We start from the raw sequence: 20,203 nt of genomic DNA on the forward strand, positions 1-20,203 counted from the left end.
ACCGCCCCGCCCCGGAATGCCATAAGACTGCCGGGAAGCCCCCGAAGGAATGGCCGGGAGGTTCACGTACAGGGAGGGGCCCTCAGCGATGCGCGGCCATCCCTCCCTGTCCGGAGTTCTCCTCCCCAGGACCACCACGCCCGGCCATGACGGGGGGCGCATCAGATCGCTACGCGCTTCACTCGGCATGGCGTCCGGCGACCGTCCGTGGCTGGTCAAAGGCCCCGGTGGCCGGGGTGGTGGTGTGGCGGGACGATGAAGCCATCCCCACGAGCCTCAACCAGGCGATTGCGAGGTGTGGCGATGAGGTTGCGACATGCTGCGGCCTTGACGGCGATTGCGCCGGTCACCGTGTTGTGTGTGTGGACGGCTCCGCCGGCCGCTGCGGCCAGTACGCACACGATCACCATGACCGGGACGCTGACCGTTTCGGACGCGCCCAGTCTCGGGTCGAGCAGGACCACGAGAAGCACCCCGTTCACCAGGGTGGTCAGGCTGAGTCACGACAGGCCGGACCAGACGTTGACGGCAAATGCGTGCGTGGGTGGCGAATCCCGGGGTGAGGTGAGTGTCCAAGTCCACCTCAGGTCCGACGAGATGGTCGTGGTCAACCCTTCACTGAGGCTGTTCGAGGGGTCGGACTGCCTCTCCAACGACCTGGACGGGTCGACCCGGTTGATCGAGCAAGGATTCAAGCCGGGCGAGAGCCTGACCGGCTTCCGGATGTCGGTCAAGAACGGTGAGGTCGGCTCCGACGACTTCGCCCGGGTGAACTTCGACCTGGACCACGAAGGCAGCAAGGGGATCGGTATCGGCAGGCCTGCCGAGCCGTCGAACGTCGTTGCCACCCGGGACCCCGCAGACCCGACCCGCGTGAACCTGCAGTGGTCGGACCCCGCGACCGACGAAACGCACTTCGAGATCTTCAACAGCAGCCTCCAGCAAGCCAAGGGCGTCCCGAAGGACAGCACGTCGTTCGTCTGGACCGGGCTGCCGCTGGGCAAGCAGTGCTTCCAGGTACGGGCGGTCAACGCCGTCGGTGCTTCGGACTTCACCCCGTCGAACCCGAGGTCCGAGTGCGTCTGAGCCCCTGCCGGTCGTGGGCGGCCCATGACCAGCCCCGGACGGTCGCCGGACGCCATGCCGGGAGGAGCGCGTAGCGATCTGACGCGCCTCTCACCCTGCGCTGCTTGGTGGCCCTGGTGGGGCTGGGTGCGGCTGAACCGGGTGGCAAGGTCGGCATCCCTGAGGGAGCTGAATGCGTCCCTGTCCCCCTGACCGTTCCTTCGGGGGCTTCCCGGCAGTCTTATGGCATTCCGGGGTGGGCCGGGCGGTCAAGGGTGGCCGAAGGCCATCGCGAAGCGACGCGACCGCAGGGAGCGCCCTTGACGGGCCGGACCGCACCGGAAGGACAGTGGACTGTCGGGAAACCCCGCGCTCATGTGCCGCTTTCAGCGGCGCCGTTGACTTGTGGCATGGATCAGGACACCACCTCGCGCGATGGGCTCGTCCTGCTCGTTCCTGCCGTCCTCGTCCTCGACCACGTCGTGTTCGCCGCCATCGTCGACTGGCCCTGAGGCGCGCCGATCAAGCCATTTGCCCGCCCGCACGTGGGCGTGGAAGCTGTGGGTAGCGAACATGCGTGCGCACAGGGGGGCTTGTGGTGGCAGACATCAGAACTCGGCCGGGGCGGGTTGCCGGGGCGTCGTTGGCCGTCCTGTCGCTGATACCCGCGTTGATCAGCGGCTTCCTGTTCACCGTATCGCTGCCGGACGACGTCCGGCGGTACGAGGACTACACCGCCGCCGAGCCGTGTGGCGACAGCGGAAGCACCGACGACTGCCTCCGTACCCTCCCCCTCACCGTCGACCGAACCGTGGTCAAGAAGGGCAAGAGCGGCAGCTGCGAGGCGACCGTCTCCGACCCGGCCGCCTCCTGGAAGACCGTGGTGAGGTTCGGTGACTCCGGGCCGCTGCTCGCTCGGCTGGAGCCCGGCGACCAGGTGACCGCCACCGTCTGGCGCGGGGCGGTCATGGTCCTGGCCAGGGGGGACCTCCGGCAGAGCACCGCCGACGAGCCCCGCGACGACCCCCAGATGACCGCCGGCCTCGCCACCTTCGCGGGCCTGCTCGCGGCCCTCGGGCTCGGCTTCGCGACCGCGCTGCTCGCCGGGCTCGGCGGGCGGGAGCCGTGGACGTGGCGCTCGCTCGGGTTGCCCCTGCTCATCGGCATGGCGGTCACGACCCTCGCCGTGGCGGTCCCCGCCTTCGCGATCGGCCTGCCCTGGTGGGTCGTGCCCGGCCTCGCGGTGCCGTTCGTGACGTACGCCGCCTTCCGGCTCCACCGGTACCGGCTGGAGCGATTGGCCACCCATCCCGCGGAGTGACAGATTCCTCTCCCGCTCCGTGGATCCCCGCCCCGACCCTGCCTACGCTCCCCGGCATGGGTAGCGACAGGAAACCGAGGTGGTGGCAGGTCTGGTCACGGGTCTGGCGGGACGGGCCCTCCGCCGGGTCAGCGCGCGTCTGGCCGCTGCGCTGACCCGGCCGGGGGCCGGGGCCGGCCCCCGACCCGGGGCCGGTCCTCCCCGACCCGGGGCCCGGCCCGCCGCCGCGTCAGTCGATGCCCTGCGCGAAGCGGAAGAAGCGGTTCGGGTCGTAGGTGCGCTTGACCGAGCGCAGGCGCGTGTAGTTCCGGCCGTAGTAGGCCTCGCGCCAGTTCGTCAGCGCCGGGTCCATGTAGTTCTGGTACGACTGGTGCAGCGAGGCCGAGAAGGGCTCCACGGTGTTGAAGCCGTTGTCCACCCAGGCCTGGCCCCGGTCCTTGTCCTCCTGCGTGAGGTTCGGGTTGGTCAGGCCCACCGAGTACCCGGCGTTGAAGAGCGAGTCGCGGTGCACGAAGGCCGTGGCCGTCGGGGCGACGTCGTTGACCTTGCCCGCGTAGGCGAAGAGGCCCAGGAAGCGGAACTGGCCCGGGCGGAAGTCGGCCGTGAAGGCCGCGACGGCCGCCTCGGCGTTGGCGCGGGTCCAGCCGCGGGCGAAGAAGTTGTTCCGGCCGAGGGAGTAGTTGTCGCGCGACAGCTGGGCCTCGGGCGAGTAGCCGATCCGGTGGCACTCGTTGACCGTCTTGGTGCCGCAGCCGAAGACGTTCATCATCGCCTCCCGGTACGGCAGTTCGCTGACCGTGCGCGAGGTGGTGGGCCGGCCGACGGCCGTGACGAGCCGGTCGAGCGCCCGGTCGCAGTCGGCCTGCGGGCCGGCGTAGCCGCCGGTGAGGACGACGTACGGCTCGGTGCCCGCCGGGGCGTCGGTGGAGAGCAGGAACAAGAGCTCCGAGGAGAGCTCCCGGGGCGCGGTCGCGATCCAGTCCTGCCAGGCCAGGATCACCTGGACGGCGTCCGACCAGGCGAAGTTGAGGTTGTACGTGGTGAGCGAGGGGATCTGGACCGGCTGCACCTCGAAGTCGGTCACGACCCCGAAGTTGCCGCCGCCACCGCCGCGCAGGGCCCAGTACAGGTCCGGGTTCTCGTTCTCCGAGGCCCGGACGGTCCGCCCGTTGGCCAGGACGACGCGGGCCGAGACCAGCCGGTCGGCGCCCATGCCGAACTTGCGGGTGGCGTAGCCGAGGCCGCCGCCCTGGAGCCAGCCGCCGACCGCGACGGTGGGACACGTACCGGCCGCCACCTGGATGTTGTACGGGGCGAGGGAGTTGAGGACGTCGACTCCCTGGCTGCCCGGGCCCAGGTGGACGGTGTCGCCGGGGCGGACGTGGTTGAGCTTCGAGAGGTCGATGACCAGGCCCGGGGTGGTCGAGTAGCCGGCCTGGCTGTGGCCGCCGCTGCGCACCGCGGGGGCGAGGCCGTAGTCCTGGGCGAAGCGGATGCACGCGGCCACGTCGGCCTCGCTGGTGCAGTAGGCGATGGCCTGCGGGTGGATCACGTCGAACTGGGCCAGCTGGAGCTGCTTGGCCGTCTCGTACGTCGCGTCGCCGGGCAGGACGAGCCGGCCGGACAGCCGGCTCTGCAGGGTCTTCCACGGGGTGGCGCCGGCAGCCTGCGCCAGCATCAGGCCACCGGTTCCGGCGGTCAGTGCGGCGGCCGCCCCGACGCTGGCACCGGCGCGTATGAGCGAGCGTCTGCTGAGCACGTGAACCACACTCCGTTCAGTCCTGGTACCCAGGACGAGGCTTTCGGTCGAGTGCGTGCAGCCTCGGTCAGGAACGCAGGGTTCCCGCCACTCCTATCCGGAATCCGTCACTACCCGGCGGTGGGCCGGCGCTGAGCTGACGGACTCGGTGCGCGGCCCGGAGATTGGCCGGGGGGCACCGCCTACGGTGACGCCCCGACCGATACGGGTACTGGGAGGGGTGATGTCCGCATGGGCAGTGCGCGCAGGCCGTACGTCCTGCTGTCCGCCGCGATGAGCGTGGACGGGCGGCTCGACGACGCGAGCCCCGGCCGGCTGTTGCTGTCCTCGCCCGAGGACTTCGACCGGGTGGACGCCGTACGCGCGTCCTGCGACGCGCTGCTGGTGGGCGCGAGCACCGTACGGAAGGACGATCCGCGGCTGCTGGTGGGCGATCCGCGGCGGCGGGCCGCCCGGGTGGACCGGGGCGCGCCCGCGGATCCGCTCAAGGTCACCGTCACCGCCTCGCCCTGGCTCGATCCCGGGCTGCGGTTCTGGCACTGCGGCGGCGAGAAGCTGGTGTTCACCGTCGACGCGAGCGCGGGGCCGCTGCGCGCGGCGCTCGGCGCTCTCGCCGAGGTGGTGAGCACCGGGCCGGAGCTGGACTGGGCGCGGGTGCTCGACGTGCTGGGGCGGCGCGGTGTCGGGCGGCTGATGGTGGAGGGCGGCACGTCCGTGCACACGCAGCTGCTCGCCCTGGACCTGGCCGACGAGCTCCAGGTGGCCGTGGCCCCGCTGCTGGTGGGGCAGGAGGGCGCGCCGCGGCTGGTGGGCGGGGCCGAGTTCCCGGGCGGGCCGGCCGCCCGGATGAGACTGCTGGACGCGCGGGTGGCGGGCGACGCCGTCGTGCTGCGCTACGCGCCGAAGGAGCGTGCGCTGTGACGCCGCTGTACCTGTCGGACGAGGAGTGGATGCGCCGGGCGATCGGCCTGTCGCGGCGGTGCCCGCCCAGCCCGGGCGCGTACTCGGTGGGTGCGGTGCTGGTGGACGGCGGCGGGATGGAGCTGTCGTACGGGTACAGCCGCGAGGGCGATCCGACGGTGCACGCGGAGGAGTCGGCGCTGGCCAAGCTCGCGCCGGACGACGCCCGGCTGCGCGCCGCGACGCTCTACTCGACGCTGGAGCCGTGCTCGCAGCGGCGCTCGCGGCCGGATCCGTGTGCGCGGCTGGTGGCCCGGGCGGGGGTGCGCCGGGTGGTCATCGCGTGGCGGGAGCCGGCGCTGTTCGTGGCGGCGTGCACGGGCGTGGCCGAGCTGCGTGCGGCCGGGATCGAGGTCGTGGAGCTGGCGGGGCTGGCCGGGGAGGCCCGGCGGGTCAACGCGCACCTGTGGGCGGCGGACGGAAGTTGACGTACTCGTGCCTGCGGCGTTGTCCGCCCGGCTCGCGGCGCAAAAAGTGGGCACCGCTAGCTCGCACTCATCCGGAGGTATTTTTCAATGTCTGAGCCGCTCCGCGTCGCAGTCATCGTCGCAAGTGTCCGTGACGGCCGGTTCGGCCCGGTCATCGCGAACTGGTTCACCGGTGTCGCGCGTGAGCGGCAGAGCCTGGACATCGACGTGATCGACCTGATCGAGCACGACCTGCCGAACCGGCTGTCGCAGTCGCCGGACCTGGAGGTCCAGGCCGTGCTCGCGGGCGTTTCGCCCCGTCTGGCCGCCGCCGACGCGTTCGTCGTCGTCACCCCCGAGTACAACCACTCCTACCCCGCCTCGCTCAAGTCGCTGATCGACTGGCACACCACCGAGTGGCACGCCAAGCCCGTCGGCTTCGTCGGCTACGGCGGCCTCGCCGGCGGTATGCGCGCCGTCGAGCACCTGCGCCAGATCTTCGCCGAGACCCACTCGGTGACGGTCCGCGACACCGTCGGATTCCACGGTCCCTGGGGCCAGTTCGACGAGGAGGGCAACCTCATCGACCCGACCGAGGCGGAGGCCGCGGCCAAGACGCTCCTCGACGCCCTGGAGTGGTGGGGCACGGCGCTCAAGGACAAGAAGGCGCAGAAGCCGTACGGCGGCTGATCGCCGAGCCGCGCACCCGAAGACCAGCCCGGCCCGGCCCACCCTCCCGGGGTGCACCGCAGCCCCAGGAGGAACGATGAGCCTGCGCACGCCCACGTCCACGCCCAGTCCCCAGCCCACCGCCCCGCCCCGGGCCGCCTTACGCGGCGGCGCGACGGACCGCCCCGCCGCCCCTGAGGCGGGGCGGTCCGTCGCGCGCGTGGTGGCGGCCATCTCCCTGCTCGGGATGCTGGTGGTGGGGCAGCTGTACGTGGCGATCCCGCTGCTGCCCGACATAGGGCGGGCCTGGGGGGTGGACCAGGCGTCGGCCACCTGGGCCACGTCCGCGTACGCGGTGACGTACGCGATCATCTCGCTGTTCAGCGGGGCGCTGGCCCGGCGGTTCGGCACCCGGGCGGTGCTGGTGGCCGGGGTGAGCGCGCTGGCGGTGGTGACCGCCTGCGTGCCGCTGGCGGATTCCTTCGGCGTGGGGCTGGCGCTGCGGGCCGGGCAGGGCCTGTTCGCCGGCGTGTACGTCCCGCTGGTCTACGCCTATCTGAACACGCACATACCGGCTTCGAAGCTCCCGACGGCGCTCACGATCGTCTCCGCCTGCATGGCGGGGACCATCGTCGCCGGGCAGGTGGAATCGCAGCTGCTGGCCGCCGTCGTCGGCTGGCGGGGCACGTTCTGGGTGACCGCGCCGCTGCTGCTGGTGGGTGCGCAGATCCTGCGCCGGGTGCTGGCGCCGGTGGATCCGGCGCGGGTCAAGGGCGGCGCGGACACCGGGGCCGCCGGGGGCGCCGCCTCGCGGGCGGCTCGCGGCGAGACCAGGCGGATGTGGTTGCGGCTGCTGCCCCTGTACGTCGTCGGGATCACCTGCTCCAGCACCATGACGGCCATCTACACGAGCGTGCAGCTCTACGGGCCGGCCTCGCTGGTCGGTGACGGCCAGGCGATGCTGACGCTGCGGGCCACGGCGATTCCCGCGCTGGTGCTGGGCGTCCTGCTGTCGCCGCTGCTGGGCCGGATCCCGGCGCGGCCGCGCGGGGCAGGGGCGTTCGCCGTGGCGGCGGCGGGGATCTGCGGCGCCGGGCTGTTCGGCGGCACGGCCGCCGGGCTGGCCGGGGCCCTGTTCCTGTTCATGCTGGGCCTGGCGGCGATCGGCCCGGCCGTGGTGCAGGAGATCGGCGCGATCTCCGGCGCGGCCCACGGGGTCATGGCGACGGCCCTGTACGGGTTCACGCTCAACATCGGCGGCGGGGTGGGAGCACAGATCCCGCTCGCGTTCGGCGAGGTCAGGGGCGTCGGGCTGTTCATGTCCGCGCTGCTGGGCTGCTGCGTGGTGCTGCTGGTGGTGACCGGCCGCCGCCGGCGCCGGACCGCCCGCATCTGACGCACGGCCGCGCGCGCGTACCTGACGCACGTACGCGTGCACCTGACACACGGCCGCGCGTACGTGACGGACTAGAGCCGGCGCCCTCGGTGGGGCGCCGGGCACGGAACAGGATCGACTCAAGGCCCCGGCAGTCGAAAACCGGAAACGAGCGGGGGCGGTCGAAAGGGAGTGCTTCGCGTCATGACGAACATCGCTGTCATCTACTACTCGTCCACCGGCTCCACCCACAAGCTCGCCGAGGCCGCCGCCACCGCGGCCGAGAAGGAGGGCGCGGAGGTCCGCCTGCTGCGGGTCGCCGAGATCGACCCGAACGGCGAGGCCGCGCGCCGAGACGGCGCCTCGGACTTCCAGAACGCCACCAAGGACGTCCCCGTGGTGACCCTCGCGGACCTGGAGTGGGCGGACGGCATCCTCATCGGCACCCCGGTGCACTTCGGTCTCGCCGCCCCGCAGCTGATGCACTTCATCAACTCCACGTCGAAGCTGTCGATCGAGGGCAAGCTGCTGAACAAGGCGGTCTCCGCCTTCGCGTCCGGCTCGGCGGCCCACGGCGGCCAGGTCTCCGCGATCCTCGCCCTGCACAACGCGATCACCCACTGGGGTTCGCTCATCGTCTCCACCGGTTCGACCGACCCGGTGCTGTACAAGCCGAAGAACGGCAACCCGTACGGCGCCTCCGCCGTGGTCGGCGGCAACCCGGGCCAGGTCCCGGAGGAGAACCTGGAGGCCGCGGCCTTCCAGGCGCGCCGTACGCTCGAGGTCGCCTCCGTGATCAAGACCCTGGACGCCCGGTGATCGACAACGGGCTCGCGACGGCGTACCTGGCCCGGATCGGCGCTTCGCGCCCCGCGAAGGCGGACCTGGCGGCGCTGGCGGAGCTGACCGAACGGCACGTGCTGACCGTGCCGTTCGAGAACCTCGACTACCACCTCGGCCAGGAGATCCACCTGGACGAGCGGGTCGTCGACAAGATCGTGCACCAGGGCCGCGGCGGTGCCTGCTACGAGGTGAACCCGGCCTTCGGGCTGCTGCTGGAGGCGCTCGGCTTCCAGGTGGAGATCCTCTCGGCGCGGGTCCACCGGCCGGGCGGGCTCGGCGCTCCGCTGGGCCACCTGATGCTGCGCGTGACCGTCGACGGGGCCGCGTACCTGGTGGACGTGGGCTTCCGCCGCAACGCGCGGCGGCCGCTGCTGCTGGGGACCGAGGCGGTGCAGTACGACCCGCAGGGCGCGTTCGCCTTCGGGCCGGAGCAGCAGGGTGAGTTCGACCTGTTCCTGGACGGCGACCCGATGTACCGGGTGGACGGCCGGGCGCGTGAGCTGGGCGAGTTCCGGCCTTCGCTGTGGTGGTTCCGCACCTGCCCGGACTCGCCGTTCATGCAGGACGTGTTCTGCTCACTGCCGACGGTCGAGGGCCGGATCACGCTGAAGGGCCACACGCTGACGAAGCGGGTCCACGGCGAGTTCACGGTGGAGAAACTCGCCGACGACACCGAGGTGTTCGAGGCCTACCACAAGTACTTCGGCATGGCACTGGACCGGCTGCCCGACGAGCCGGTGCGCCCCGAGGGCTCGCCCGGCATCGCCGTCGAATAGCCGGGCGGACGACCCCGCCGCCCTCCCCCACTCCCCCCACGGTGGGCGCTCCACCTCCATCGCCTCCGCCAGGTACCTCCTTCCCCCCTCCCAGGAGTCACCATGACCACACTCGTCACGGCACCGGCCGAACTTCCCGACGCGTTCCTGCGCGCCTTCAACGCCCGCGACATGGAGGCGATCGACAGCCTCTTCGAGCCCGGGGCGGTACGCGTGCTCACCCCGGGCGAGGTCGTCACGGGCGAGGGCCGGCGCGACGCGACCCGCAGCTTCATGGCACTCGGCATACCGATGAAATTGACGGTGCGCCACTGCTACGAATACGACGACTTGGCGCTGCTGCTGTGTGACTATCTGATCAAGGGCGTCAAGCCGGACGGAACTTCCGTACTCCACGAAGGCACGGCCACGGATGTGGTGCGCCGCGGCGCGGACGGTTCCTGGCGCTATGCCATTGACAACCCGCCGGGCACCGACCGCGAAAGCGCGAAGCCCTGAATCCCACAAGACAAGAGAGATTGAAGAGCCGATGACCAACGTCGCGATCGTCTACTACTCGGCCACCGGAAACATCCACAAGCTGGCGGTGGCCGCCGCCGAGGCAGCGGAGAAGGCCGGCGCGCAGGTCCGTCTGCGCCGGGTCGCCGAAATCCAGGAAGCCACCATCGCGCCCAACTTCGCCGAGTGGACCGAGGCGTTCCAGGAGCACGTCGGCGGCAGCAGCCGCGAGGTCGAGATCGCCACCCAGGACGACCTCGACTGGGCCGACGCGGTCATCTGGGGCACCCCGGGCCGCTACGGCGCCATGGCCGGCCCGCTCAAGCACTTCATCGACCAGACCTTCGAACTGCACGCCCGCGGCGGCCTGAAGAACAAGGCCATGTCCTCGTTCACGTCCACGGGCACCCAGCACGGCGGCCAGGAGTCGACCGTCCTGTCGCTGTCGAACGTCTTCTACCACTGGGGCGCGATCATCGTGCCCCCGGGCGTCACCGACCCGATCATGGTGGCGCCGAGCAACGGCAACCCGTACGGCGTGAGCGCCACGTCCGGGCTCCAGGCCGTCCCCGGCCTGCTCGCCCAGAACGTGACCGAGGACAACCTCAAGGCGGTCGGCTACCAGACCGTCCGCACCCTCCAGGTCGCCGAGGCGCTCAAGCAGGGACTCAAGTAGGGGTTCAAGTAGTAACACCCCCCTGCAAGCGGCGAGAACAGCAAGAACAGCAACGCACCGGCACCGGAAAGGCCCGTAGCGGGAGCATCCGCTACGGGCCTTTCTTCGCGCACAGCGCAGTCGATTCCCGCCATTTCGATGGCTCGATTCCGTCGAGCTGACACAGTCAAACAACCGCCATTGGGCCCGGGCATTCTTGGTGAGAACTTGAACACATGCTCCGGATTCCCAAGAACAAGACGCCGCTTTACCTCGGCCTTGTGGCCGAGGAGGCTGCCGCCCAGTTCGGCGCCAACACCATCACGCTCGACCGCACCATGGACGCCCTCCCCGAGGTCGGCCAGGTCCTGACGGTCGCCCAATTCGCCGACCTGATCGCCGAGATGGCTAATCGCCTGTGGGCCAGTGGTATCCGGCCCAGCGAACACGTCGTCATCCACAAGACCAACAACTTCGACATCACCCTCTTCGCGTGCGCCGCGGCCCGCATCGGCGCCGTCCCGGTGATGCTCTCCGCGCACCTCGACGGAGAGACCATCAACGCGCTGCTCCAGCGGCTGCCCGCCCCGACGCTGCTGACGGACGCCGCGAAGCTCACGGGCTCGCTGGCCGCCTCGCCGCTCGCGGAGCTCACTGCGCGGGTCATCTCGGTCACCGAGCCGGTCGAGGGCGCGATCTCGCTCTCCGACCTGGCCGGCGCCCCCGAGCGCACGCCGGTGACGCTGCACCCCGATTCGCACGCGATCATGACCCACACCTCGGGCACCACCGGCATCCCCAAGCTGGTCGTGCACTCGGCCCGTTCGATCGGTGCCCGCTACCGCTGGCAGAACATCCCCGTCAGCCTACTGCGCCAGCGCGAGCCCATCCTGATGCACGTCTCCTACGTCCACTCGCGGATGTACCCCGGCATCGCGTCCATGATGCTGAACAACAAGCCGATGGTCTTCCTGGACGACGCCGAGCCCTCGAAGGTCGCGGACGCGATGGTCAAGTACCGTCCGGGCGTCTTCGAGACGCACCCGAACTCCTTCCTGGAGTGCGAGTCGATCCTCGACGACCCGCGCAAGCCGTTCAAGACGGTCCGCTTCTACAACTCCACCTTCGACGCCATCCACCCGGGCACGATGGACAAGTTCCTGCGGGCCTCGGAGCGCAAGAACCCCGTCTTCCTCCAGGTCTACGGCCAGAGCGAGTGCGGCCCGCTGGTCGCCCGCCCGTACACCCGCAAGACCGTCATGAAGGCCGACGGCCGCTGCCAGGGCTACTCCACGCCGGGCATCACCAAGTACCGCCTGGTGTCCCGCAACGGCAAGCCCGTCTCCCACGAGAACCCCGGCTACATCGACGTGCAGACCGCGGGCCGCGCCCTGACCTACTACGGCGAGGCCGAGCGCTTCGAGAAGCAGCTCGACGGCGAGTGGTGGCGCGGTGGGGACATCGGCTACCGCACCAAGTGGGGCTGCCTGCACCTGCTGGACCGCGAGGTCGACCAGATCCCGACCATCCACTCCACCCTGGAGGTCGAGGACACCGTCCTGCACCGGCTGCCCGAGCTGACCGAGCTCATCATCGTGCCGGGTCCCGAGAAGGAGCCGGTGCCGGTCGTCTGCACCAAGGACGACGCCCCGCTGGACCTGGGCCGCTGGAAGCGCGCCATCGCCGACCAGTCCACGATGGCCGACCCCATCCAGATGAAGCTCGGCGAGCTGCCGCGCACGGCCACCGCCAAGATCAAGCGCCTCGAACTGGCCCGCCGGCTCGCCGACCAGGTGACCCACGACCTGGCCTCCTGAGCCGACGCGCACCGGACTCACCGCACTCCACCGCACTGCACCGCACCGCACATCCGGCACGACACATCTACCCCCGACCCGACCCCGGGAGCTGTACACCATGTCAACGACCCAGAACCAGGAAGGCCGGCGCAAGCACCTCGGCCTCACCCTGGCGCTGCTCGCCTTCGCCCAGCTGATCATCTCCATCGACTACAACATCGTCTACGTGGCCCTGCCCGACATCGGCAGCGGACTCGGCTTCTCCGCCCAGACCCTCCAGTGGGTCGTCAGCGCCTACGCCGTCGCCTTCGGCGGGTTCCTGCTCCTCGGCGGCCGCGCCTGCGACCTGTTCGGCCCGCGCCGCATGTTCGTCCTCGGCCTCGCGCTCTACGCCGGCTCCTCCCTGCTCGGCGGCCTCGCCGGCAGCCCCGAGGTGCTGATCGCCGCCCGCGCGATCCAGGGCATCGGCGGCGCCTTCCTCTTCCCGGCGACCCTGACCCTGGTCTCCACCAGCTTCGCCGAGGGCAAGGAGCGCAACCGCGCCTTCGCCGTCTGGGGCACCGCCGGTGGCAGTGGCATGATCGTCGGCTCGCTGCTCGGCGGCGTGCTCACCCAGTCCCTCGGCTGGGAGTCCGTCTTCTACGTCAACGTGCCGCTGGCCGGCATCGCCGCGCTGCTCGCCTTCCCGCTGATCAAGCCGGACGCCGCCCGCAACACCAGCCGCAGCTTCGACCTGCTGGGCGCCCTGACCTCGACCGTCGGCATCACCGCGATCGTCTTCGCCCTGGTCCAGGGTCCCGAGTCCGGCTGGGCCTCCTCGGTCGTCCTCAGCGCCCTCGCCATCGGCGTGGTCCTGCTCATCGCCTTCTTCGTCATCGAGAAGAAGTCCTCCGACCCGCTGCTGCCGCTGTCGCTCTTCAAGAACCGCAACCTCACCACCGCCGTCGGCGTGACCTTCTTCTACATGGCCACCTTCGGCACCCTGCTGTACTTCCTCACCGTCTACTTCCAGGGCGTCCACGGCTACAGCCCGCTGGAGACCGGCGTCGCCTTCCTCGTCCCGATGGTCGCCATCGCCATCGGCGCCCAGACGGCCGGTGGCCTCGCCACCAAGCACGGCATCCGCGCCATCATGGTCGGCGCCATGGTCATCGGTGTCATCGGCACCGCGATCGTCGGCGTCACCATGGCCACCGACGCCTCGTACTGGGTCCTCGTCCCGGGCCTGATCGTCATGGGCCTCGGCCAGGGCGCCGGCTACACCCTGATGTTCGGTGCCGCCGCGATCGGCGTCGCCCCCGAGGAGCAGGGCATCGCCTCCGGTGTCGCCTCCACCACCCAGCAGATCGGTGGCGCCGTCGGCCTCGCCGTCCTGGTCGCCATCGCCAACTCCGGCCTGGAGGGCCAGACGGGTGAGGCGCTGCGCGCCGCCACCACCGACGGCATCCAGAAGGCGGTCTTCATCGCCGCGGTCGGCATCGTGATCACCGGCCTGATCGCCCTGGGCCTGAAGAAGCCCGAGCAGCAGGTGCAGACCGCACCCGCCGCCGAGCGCGAGTCACAGACCGCCGGTGTCTGATCCGGCAGCCTGACGCACCGCACGGCGAGAGCCCCCACCCGGCCGGGTGGGGGCTCTCGCCGTTGCGCCGCGTCGGCTAAACGGAAGCCAGCAAGGCCTCGGCGGAGTCGGGGAGTTCACGGCCCAGCAGGGACCGCAGCCGCGGGTAGGCCGCCGCGTCGCCGGCGAGGATCCCGCCGAGCAGGCTGTCCCCGGCCGCGTCCAGGACGAGCTTGGCGTACACCTCCCCGCCCGCGGATTCCCGTACGAATTCCAGCGCGCCCGGGGTCTGCGCGTGGGCGTCGCCGAAGGAGGCCACGTCCACGCCCATCAGCTTGAGCTTCGTGGACATGTCGGCGCCCGGGAAGCGGGCCGCTCCCTCGCCGAGCAGCTGGGCGGCGACGGCCTCCGCCATCCGGTAGCCCGGGGCCACCAGGCCGTAGCAGCGGCCCTCGACGGCCGCGCACTCGCCGACGGCCCAGACGTACGGGTCCGGGGTGCGGCAGTGGTCGTCGACGAGGAAGCCGCCGCGTTCGCCGCGCGGCAGGTCCGCGGGGCCGGCCAGGGAGTCCTGGGGCCGCACCCCGGCCGAGAAGACGACGAGGCCGGTCTCGACCGACGTACCGTCCGCGAAGACCAGGCGGGCGACCCGTCCGTCGGCGCCCGCCTCGATGCGGCTGGTCGCCACGCCCAGGTGGGTGGTGACGCCGAGCCCGGTGACGAGCCGGTCCAGGACGCGGCCGCCGCCCTCGTCGACCTGGACGGGCATCAGCCGCGGCGCCATCTCCACGACGTGCGGGGCGAGCCCCAGCAGGCGCAGGCCGTTGGCGGCCTCCAGGCCGAGGAGGCCGCCGCCGATCACCACGCCGGTGGTGGTGCGGGCGGCGGCCTCACGGATGGCGTCGAGGTCGTCGAGGGTGCGGTAGACGCAAGCGCCGGGCAGTTCACGGCCGGGGAGGGGCGGGACGAAGGGCACCGATCCGGTGGCCAGGACGAGTGCGTCGTAGGGGACGCGGCCGCCGTCGGCCAGGGTGACGGTGCGCAGCTCGCGGTCAATGCCGACGGCCCTGGTGGAGGTGTGGAACTCCACCAGGGCGTCGTCGGACAGGGCCGGCTTGAGCAGGCTCAGCTCGGCCGGGGTCTTGTCGTCGAGGGCGGACGAGAGCCGGACCCGGTCGTAGGCGGGGTGTCTCTCCTCTCCGAGGACCACCACCCGCCAGGTTCCGTGCCGGTCGCGGGAGCGGAGCTCCTCGACCAGGCGGTGGCCGGTCATGCCGTGTCCGATGACGACGAGGGTGCGGGTGGTCATACGTGGCGTCCTTCGCGGGGTGGGGGCCGCCGCGCCGGGTCAACTGCCGGTCGCGGCAGCGCTGGTGGAGGCCAGAGCGGCGCAGAGGGACTCCACCTGGCGGGTGCAGCCACCGCAGCCGGTGGTCGCGCGGGTGGCGTCCGCGAGCTCGGCGAGCTCGCGCGCTCCGGCGTGCCAGGCCCGGGTGAGGTCCTGACGGGTGACGTTGTTGCACAGGCAGACGACGGTTTCGGGCGTGATCTCGGCGGAGCCGGCCTTGGCCCGGCGGGGTGCGCGGCCAAGGAGCAGGCTGAGCCGGTCGCGCGGGACGGGCGCGTCGTGGACGTACAGCTCGGTCGTGGTGGCGATGGCCCGGTCGAAGCCCAGGAGGACCCCGGCGGTGATGCGTTCGCCGGTCAGCTCCAGGCGCGCGTAGCGGCCGTTCGCCGGGTCGTTGAGGGTGATCGTCTCCTCGGAGGGGGCGCTGCCGGGGATGCCGAGGACGACGAGGCCGGGGCCTGCGATACGGGGCCGCAGGACGCGGCGGGCGGGGGCCACGCCGCGCGCGCCGGAGGCGAGGTGGCGGGCCAGGGCCTCTGCCTGGGCCCAGCCGGAGGCCAGGGATCCGCCGCGGCTGCCGTGGTGTTCGGCGCAGTCGCCGAGGGCGTGGATCAACGGGTCTTCGGTGCGCATGCGGTCGTCGACGAGGATGCCGGTGCGGACGGCCAGACCGGCGGTGCGGGCCAGGCCGGTCTCGGGCAGGACGCCCGTGCACAGCAGCAGGGTGTCGGCGGGCAGGGCGGCGCCGTCGGCGAGGGTGAGGGCGGCGGGGGCGTGGGCGGTGGCGGGCGTGTAGGCGGTGGCCGGGCTGCCCGCGACGAGCTCGACGCCGGCGGCGGTGAGCCGGTCGCGTACGAGGGCGCCCGCGGCCGCGTCCAGGAGGTGGTCCATCGGCCAGGGGCCGGGGTGGACCAGGGTGACGGGACGGTTCTTGAGGGCCAGCGCGAACGCGGCTTCGACGCCCAGGGATCCGGCGCCCAGGATGGTCACGGGGGCCCGGGCGGCCACCGCGGCCGGGGCGGTGAGCCGGGCGCAGTCGGCGAGGGTGCGCAGCACGGCGACCCCGGCGGCCGGGCTCCCGTCGGGGGTGCGCAGACCGGGCAGGTCGGGGAGGAGCGGGGTGGCGCCGGTGGCCAGGATCAGCCGGGCGTACGGGAAGACGTCCCCGTCCGCGGTGTGCACGCGGCGCCGGACCCGGTCGATGCGGACGGCGCAGACGCCGGTCCGGATCGTGGTGTCGCCGGGCGGCGGGGGCAGTTCCATCGCCTCGGCCGGCAGGCTGCCGTCGAGGGCGGAGGTGAGCAGGGCCCGGTGGTAGGCGGGGGTGTCCTCGGCGCCGAGGACGGTGACGGGGTCCTCGCAGCCGAAGTGGCGCAGCCGGTCGAGGATCTGGTGGGCGGCCGGGCCGTTGCCGATGACGAGGATCGGCGCGGTGGGGTGCGTGGTCATGCGCGGGCGTCCTGGAGGAGTGCGGGGCCGGGGGCGGGCTCGGAGCCGAGCACGATGTCCGTGTCGATGCCGTCGCCGTTGCCGTTGCCGTTGCCGTTGCCGTCGAAGCCGTCGTGCTCCGCGCCGCCGTCCTCGAAGCCCCTCTCTGCGTCCGTCTCGGGGAATTCGGGCTCCGCCGGTTCGATCCGGACCGCGCACACCTTGAACTCGGGCATGCGGCTGCGCGGGTCGAGGGCGTCGTTGGTGAGCAGGTTGGCCCGCCCGGCGCCCGGGAAGTGGAACGGCAGGAAGACGGTGTCGGCGCGCAGGGTGGGGTCCAGGCGCACCCGGGCGAGCGTGGTGCCGCGGGCGGAGCTGACCCGGGCGTGGCCGCCTTCGGTCAGCCCGGCCCGGGCGGCCGTGTCCGGATGGACCTCGACGTGCGCCTCGGGGGCGGCGGCGGTCAGCTGCGGCACCCGTCGGGTCTGCGCACCGGACTGGTACTGGGCCAGGACCCGGCCCGTGGTGGCGTACAGCGGGTGCTCGGCGTGCGCTTCCTCGGCGGGCGGGCGGTGTTCCACCTCGGCGAAGCGGGCCCGGCCGTCGGGGTGGGCGAAGCGGTCGAGGAAGAGCCGCGGGGTGCCGGGGTGGGCGGCTTCGCCGTCGGGGGTGCGCGGGCAGGGCCAGTGGAGGGTCTCGCCCGCGTCGAGGCGGTCGTAGCCGATCCCGGAGTAGTCGGCGGGCCCGCCCCGGGAGGCGCGGGCCAACTCCTCGAACACGGACCGGGGTTCCGCCGGGTAGCGCTCGGGGAGGTCGCCCAGCCGGGTGGCGAGGGCGCGCAGTACGGCGAGGTCGGAGCGGGCCCCGGGCGGCGGGTCCAGCAGCCGGCGCCGGCGCAGGACGCGGCCTTCGAGGTTGGTCAGGGTGCCTTCCTCCTCGGCCCACTGGGTGACGGGCAGCACCACGTCGGCCATGCGCGCGGTCTCGGAGGGGACGAAGTCGGCGACGACGAGCAGGTCCAGGGAGGCCAGGCGCTCGGCGACGCGGTCGGCGCGCGGGGCGGAGACCACCGGGTTGGCGCCGAAGACGAGCAGGGCGCGCGGGCCGGTGTCGGTGCCGAGGGCGCTGAGGAGTTCGTAGGCGCTGCGGCCCGGCCCCGGGAGGACCTCGGGGTCGACGCCCCAGACCTGCGCCACGTGCGCGCGGGCCGCCGGGTCGGTGATCATCCGGTAGCCGGGCAGCTGGTCGGCCTTCTGGCCGTGCTCGCGGCCGCCCTGGCCGTTGCCCTGGCCGGTGAGGCAGCCGTATCCGCCGCCTTCGCGGCCGGGCAGGCCCAGGGCGAGCGCGATGTTGATGAAGGCGGCGACGGTGTCGGTGCCCTTGCTGTGCTGTTCGGCGCCGCGTCCGGTGAGGACGTACGCGCGGTCGGCGGCGGCGAGCATCCGCACGGCCTCGCGCTGGTCGCTGACGGGTACGCCGGTGACCTTCTCGACGCGTTCGGGCCACCAGGAGGCGGCGCGCTTCCACGCGGCTTCGAAGCCGGTGGTGCGGCGGTCCACGTAGGCCCGGTCGGTGTGGCCGTCGACGACGAGGATGTGCATCAGGCCGAGGGCGAGGGCCAGGTCGGTACCGGGGCGCGGCTGGAGGTGCAGGGCCGCGCGGGCGGCGGTGGGGGTGCGGCGGGGGTCGATGACGATCAGCCGGGCGGCGCTGAGGTGGCGCATCAGCGGGGGCATCGTCTCGGCCGGGTTGGCCCCGGCGAGCAGGATCGTGTCGGCGGCCGCGAGGTCGGTGACGGGGAAGGGCAGTCCGCGGTCCAGGCCGAACGCGGCGTTCCCGGCGGCGGCCGCCGAGGACATGCAGAAGCGGCCGTTGTAGTCGATCTGGCTGGTGCCGAGGGCGAGGCGGGCGAACTTGCCGAGGAGGTACGCCTTTTCGTTGGTGAGTCCGCCGCCGCCGAACACGCCGACGGCGTCGGGGCCGTGCTCGGCGCGGATCCGGGTGAGGGCGGCGGCCACCGTGTCGAGTGCGGTGTCCCAGTCGGTGGGGCGCAGGGTCCCGCCGGCGTCCCGGACCATGGGGGTCTTGATCCGGTCGGGGGTGGTGAGCAGGGCGGGGGCGGTCCAGCCCTTCTGGCACAGGCCCCCGCTGTTGACGGGGAACTCCGGGTCGGGCCGGACGTCGGCTCCGCCCGGCCCGTCCGCTCCGCCCGCCGCGTCGGCGCGGCTCAGCAGGGTGCCGCATTGCAGGGCGCAGTACGGGCAGTGGGTCCGTACGGTCCCGGACTCGTCGGCGTCGGCGGGCCCGGGCCGGTCAGACACGGACGTCCTCCGGGCGGGTGGCGGCGGCGGCCGTCCGCTGCTCGTGCTGCGGGGCCGGGACCGGGGCGCCGGCCCGCTCGCGGCGTACGTACACCGTCCAGACGACGGCGGCGCAGAGGGCGTAGTAGCCGAGGAAGGACAGGAAGGCGGGGGTGCCGTTGCTCGCGCCGCCGCTGTAGGCGCCGCGGAAGGCGAGGTTGATGGCGACTCCGCCGAGCGCGCCGATCGCGCCCGAGATGCCGATGGCGGCGCCCGACAGGCGACGGGCGACGGCGAAGGCCCGGGTGGCGTCCTGGCCGTCCACGATGCGGGCCTCGGCCTGGCGGGTGAAGACCGCGGGGATCAGCTTGTAGGTGGAACCGTTGCCGATGCCGCTGAGGACGAACAGGGCGGTGAAACCGGCGATGAAGATCGTCAGGGAGTCGCGTGCCGAGGCGAGGAGCAGCACCCCGGTGCCGGCGCCCATGCCGGCGAAGGTGATGAGGGTGACGCGGGCGCCGCCGAACCGGTCGGCGAGCCAGCCGCCGAGGGGGCGGGAGAAGGAGCCGAGCAGCGGGCCGAGGAAGGTGTACGAGGCCGCCTGGAGCGGGGTGGAGCCGAACTGGGTCTGCAGGACCAGGCCGAAGGCGAAGCCGTAGCCGATGAACGAGCCGAAGGTGCCGATGTAGAGGAGCGAGATGAGCCAGGTGTCGCGCTGGCCGAGGGCCTCGCGCTGGGCGCCCGGGTCGGTCCGTACGGTCGCGATGTTGTCCATCTTCAGCGCGCAGACGAGGGAGACGAGCACGATGAGCGGCAGGTAGCAGGCGGCGATGTACGCCGGGTGGGTGTCGCCCGCGGTGGAGATGACGAGCAGGCCCAGCAGCTGGACGGCGGCGACGCCGAGGTTGCCGCCGCCCGCGTTGAGGCCGAGGGCCCAGCCCTGGTGGCGGCGCGGGAAGAAGCCGGTGATGTTGGTCATGGAGGAGGCGAAGTTGCCGCCGCCGACCCCGCCGAGGGCGCTGATCAGCAGGAACACCCACAGCGGGGTGCCGGGGCGCTGGATGAAGTACACGGTGAGCGTGGCGGGCACCAGCAGGATCGCGGAGGCGAAGACGGTCCAGTTGCGGCCGCCGAACCGGGTGACGGCGTAGCTGTACGAGGGGCGCAGGAGGGCGCCGACGAGCGTGGGGGTGACGACGAGGAGGAACTTCTCGTCGGGCGCGAAGCCGAGGCCGATCCGGGGCGTCATGAACAGCACCAGGACCGACCACATGCTCCAGATGGAGAAGCCGATGTGCTCGGAGACGACGGACAGGTAGAGGTTGCGCCGGGCGATGCGCTTGCCGCCCCGCTCCCAGTACTGCTCGTCCTCGGCGTCCCAGTCCTCGATCCAGCGCCCCTTGGCTGATCGCGTGGCTGCTCTCGCGGCACTCATGACCTGG

The 20,203-nt window shown here is 72.2% G+C and carries 16 protein-coding genes and 1 pseudogene; 11 read left to right on the top strand and 6 right to left on the bottom strand.

Annotation, left to right across the window (positions count from 1 at the left end):
• Nucleotides 1–215 precede the first annotated feature (215 nt).
• Nucleotides 216–464: a hypothetical protein gene (locus IF02_RS34950; RefSeq protein ID WP_158708556.1), complete on the bottom strand. Its 249-nt coding sequence runs from the start codon at nucleotides 462–464 to the stop codon at nucleotides 216–218.
• 100 nt (nucleotides 465–564) lie between these two features.
• Here IF02_RS34950 and IF02_RS0125060 point away from each other — a divergent pair, with 100 nt between their 5' ends.
• Both IF02_RS0125060 and IF02_RS0125070 read left to right on the top strand, forming a co-directional pair.
• Nucleotides 565–1,086: a fibronectin type III domain-containing protein gene (locus IF02_RS0125060; protein ID WP_158708557.1), complete on the top strand. Its 522-nt coding sequence runs from the start codon at nucleotides 565–567 to the stop codon at nucleotides 1,084–1,086.
• A gap of 577 nt (nucleotides 1,087–1,663) precedes the next feature.
• Nucleotides 1,664–2,386, top strand: coding sequence for a hypothetical protein (locus IF02_RS0125070; RefSeq protein WP_158708558.1), 723 nt, complete (start codon nucleotides 1,664–1,666; stop codon nucleotides 2,384–2,386).
• A gap of 229 nt (nucleotides 2,387–2,615) precedes the next feature.
• On the opposite strand, the gene IF02_RS0125075 is transcribed toward IF02_RS0125070, so the two are convergent.
• Nucleotides 2,616–4,145, bottom strand: coding sequence for an FAD-binding oxidoreductase (locus IF02_RS0125075; RefSeq protein WP_030160623.1), 1,530 nt, complete (start codon nucleotides 4,143–4,145; stop codon nucleotides 2,616–2,618).
• A 231-nt stretch (nucleotides 4,146–4,376) separates the two neighbouring features.
• Here IF02_RS0125075 and IF02_RS36255 point away from each other — a divergent pair.
• The 9 genes and pseudogenes from IF02_RS36255 (at nucleotide 4,377) to IF02_RS0125125 (ending at nucleotide 13,706) form a co-directional block, all read left to right on the top strand.
• Nucleotides 4,377–5,533: pseudogene (locus IF02_RS36255) on the top strand (dihydrofolate reductase family protein).
• Between the two features lie 87 nt (nucleotides 5,534–5,620).
• Nucleotides 5,621–6,202: an NADPH-dependent FMN reductase gene (locus tag IF02_RS0125090; protein ID WP_030160628.1), complete on the top strand. Its 582-nt coding sequence runs from the start codon at nucleotides 5,621–5,623 to the stop codon at nucleotides 6,200–6,202.
• A 76-nt stretch (nucleotides 6,203–6,278) separates the two neighbouring features.
• A complete protein-coding gene (locus IF02_RS0125095) occupies nucleotides 6,279–7,577 on the top strand; it encodes an MFS transporter (RefSeq protein WP_078622312.1) in 1,299 nt (432 codons plus the stop codon).
• Between the two features lie 183 nt (nucleotides 7,578–7,760).
• Entirely contained in the window at nucleotides 7,761–8,375 is a 615-nt protein-coding gene (locus IF02_RS0125100; protein ID WP_030160630.1) for an NAD(P)H-dependent oxidoreductase, read from the top strand.
• Complete coding sequence (locus tag IF02_RS0125105) at nucleotides 8,372–9,175, top strand: arylamine N-acetyltransferase family protein (RefSeq protein WP_030160632.1); 804 nt, start codon at nucleotides 8,372–8,374, stop codon at nucleotides 9,173–9,175. The genes IF02_RS0125100 and IF02_RS0125105 overlap by 4 nt, the downstream gene beginning before the upstream one ends.
• Nucleotides 9,176–9,277: 102 nt before the next feature.
• Entirely contained in the window at nucleotides 9,278–9,673 is a 396-nt protein-coding gene (locus IF02_RS0125110; protein WP_030160635.1) for a YybH family protein, read from the top strand.
• 31 nt (nucleotides 9,674–9,704) lie between these two features.
• Complete coding sequence (locus IF02_RS0125115) at nucleotides 9,705–10,349, top strand: NAD(P)H-dependent oxidoreductase (RefSeq protein ID WP_030160637.1); 645 nt, start codon at nucleotides 9,705–9,707, stop codon at nucleotides 10,347–10,349.
• 215 nt (nucleotides 10,350–10,564) lie between these two features.
• A complete protein-coding gene (locus tag IF02_RS0125120; RefSeq protein ID WP_030160640.1) occupies nucleotides 10,565–12,145 on the top strand; it encodes a class I adenylate-forming enzyme family protein in 1,581 nt (526 codons plus the stop codon).
• Nucleotides 12,146–12,245: 100 nt separating this feature from the next.
• Nucleotides 12,246–13,706, top strand: a complete 1,461-nt coding sequence (locus tag IF02_RS0125125) for an MFS transporter (RefSeq protein ID WP_051696522.1) — start codon at nucleotides 12,246–12,248, stop codon at nucleotides 13,704–13,706.
• 76 nt (nucleotides 13,707–13,782) lie between these two features.
• Here the strand turns inward: IF02_RS0125125 and IF02_RS0125130 are convergent, their stop codons facing one another.
• From IF02_RS0125130 to IF02_RS0125145, 4 genes are read right to left on the bottom strand one after another with little or no spacing between them, the layout of a single operon-like run.
• On the bottom strand, nucleotides 13,783–14,994 hold the full coding sequence (locus IF02_RS0125130) for an NAD(P)/FAD-dependent oxidoreductase (protein WP_030160644.1): 1,212 nt from the start codon (nucleotides 14,992–14,994) through the stop codon (nucleotides 13,783–13,785).
• A 39-nt stretch (nucleotides 14,995–15,033) separates the two neighbouring features.
• Nucleotides 15,034–16,482 (bottom strand): FAD-dependent oxidoreductase, encoded by a 1,449-nt coding sequence (locus IF02_RS0125135; RefSeq protein ID WP_030160646.1) that lies wholly within the window; start codon nucleotides 16,480–16,482, stop codon nucleotides 15,034–15,036.
• Nucleotides 16,479–18,782 (bottom strand): molybdopterin oxidoreductase family protein, encoded by a 2,304-nt coding sequence (locus tag IF02_RS0125140; RefSeq protein WP_078622313.1) that lies wholly within the window; start codon nucleotides 18,780–18,782, stop codon nucleotides 16,479–16,481. Before IF02_RS0125140 ends, IF02_RS0125135 begins: the two co-directional genes overlap by 4 nt.
• Nucleotides 18,775–20,196, bottom strand: coding sequence for an MFS transporter (locus IF02_RS0125145; protein WP_030160651.1), 1,422 nt, complete (start codon nucleotides 20,194–20,196; stop codon nucleotides 18,775–18,777). Before IF02_RS0125145 ends, IF02_RS0125140 begins: the two co-directional genes overlap by 8 nt.
• Nucleotides 20,197–20,203 lie beyond the last annotated feature (7 nt).

The sequence above is a fragment of the Streptomyces sp. NRRL S-244 genome, from assembly GCF_000717915.1.
Lineage (GTDB): Bacteria > Actinomycetota > Actinomycetes > Streptomycetales > Streptomycetaceae > Streptomyces.

Bases quoted from the DNA above. Each gene is read 5' to 3' on its own strand.
- IF02_RS0125090 (WP_030160628.1), top strand. From the start codon at position 5,621: ATGTCTGAGCCGCTCCGCGTCGCAGTCATCGTCGCAAGTGTCCGTGAC.
- IF02_RS0125095 (WP_078622312.1), top strand. From the start codon at position 6,279: ATGAGCCTGCGCACGCCCACGTCCACGCCCAGTCCCCAGCCCACCGCC.
- IF02_RS0125100 (WP_030160630.1), top strand. From the start codon at position 7,761: ATGACGAACATCGCTGTCATCTACTACTCGTCCACCGGCTCCACCCAC.
- IF02_RS0125110 (WP_030160635.1), top strand. From the start codon at position 9,278: ATGACCACACTCGTCACGGCACCGGCCGAACTTCCCGACGCGTTCCTG.
- IF02_RS0125115 (WP_030160637.1), top strand. From the start codon at position 9,705: ATGACCAACGTCGCGATCGTCTACTACTCGGCCACCGGAAACATCCAC.
- IF02_RS0125120 (WP_030160640.1), top strand. From the start codon at position 10,565: ATGCTCCGGATTCCCAAGAACAAGACGCCGCTTTACCTCGGCCTTGTG.
- IF02_RS0125125 (WP_051696522.1), top strand. From the start codon at position 12,246: ATGTCAACGACCCAGAACCAGGAAGGCCGGCGCAAGCACCTCGGCCTC.
- IF02_RS0125130 (WP_030160644.1), bottom strand. From the start codon at position 14,994: ATGACCACCCGCACCCTCGTCGTCATCGGACACGGCATGACCGGCCAC.
- IF02_RS0125135 (WP_030160646.1), bottom strand. From the start codon at position 16,482: ATGACCACGCACCCCACCGCGCCGATCCTCGTCATCGGCAACGGCCCG.
- IF02_RS0125145 (WP_030160651.1), bottom strand. From the start codon at position 20,196: ATGAGTGCCGCGAGAGCAGCCACGCGATCAGCCAAGGGGCGCTGGATC.